1 protein-coding gene is annotated in these 868 nt (G+C 66.9%); it reads right to left on the bottom strand.

Annotated elements, in window-relative coordinates; translation table 11 throughout:
• On the bottom strand, nt 1-868 hold an 868-nt coding region (locus ABQE93_RS27045; protein ID WP_448411974.1), incomplete at both ends, for an AMP-binding protein.

Here is an 868-nt window from a genome sequence, read left to right as displayed (position 1 = left end):
TCGCCGCCGAGGTCGAAGAAGGAGTCGTCGACACCGACGCGGGGCAGGCCCAACACTTGGGCGTAGATGCCGGCCAGCAGGTCTTCGGCGGGGTTGGTCGGCGCCCGGTAAGTATCGGCCTCGGCGAACTCCGGAGCCGGCAGGGCCCGCTTGTCGAGCTTGCCGTTGACCGTCAGCGGCAACGCCTCCAACACCACCACCGCCGCAGGCACCATATAACCCGGCAACCGCTGCCCCACCGCCGCACGCACCTCGACCGGATCGGCGCCACCGGTGACATAGGCGACCAGCCGCTTGTCGCCGGGGCGGTCCTCACGCACGATCACCGCCGCCTGCTCAACCCCACCCAACTCAGCCAGCACCGCCTGGATCTCACCCAACTCGATGCGATAGCCACGAATCTTGACCTGCTCATCAGCACGACCCAGATACTGCAACTGCCCATCAGCACCCCAGGCCACCAAATCCCCGGTGCGATACATCCGCGCACCCGCCGCCCCGAACGGACACGCCACAAACCGCGACGCACTCAACCCCGCCCGGCCCACATAGCCATGCGCCAAACCCGCACCAGCCACGTACAACTCACCGACCACACCCGGCGAAACCGGACGCAACCACGCGTCGAGCACAAAAAACGCCAAATCAGCCAGCGGCACCCCGATCGGGCTGACCACACCGCCGACATCCTCGGACCCAATCTCGCGAAACGACGCGTGCACCGTGGTCTCGGTGATCCCGTACATGTTGATCAACCGCGGCGAACCCCGGCGGGTGTCCAACCACGACCTCAGCCGCGCCGGCTCCAGCGCCTCCCCACCGAAAACCACCGCCTCCAACGCCAGCTCAGAACCCAACTCCGCAGCCA

The organism is Mycolicibacterium sp. XJ662, assembly GCF_053484035.1.
The sequence above is the reverse complement of the archived record's forward strand: the minus strand, read 5'-3'. Positions and strand labels throughout refer to the sequence as shown.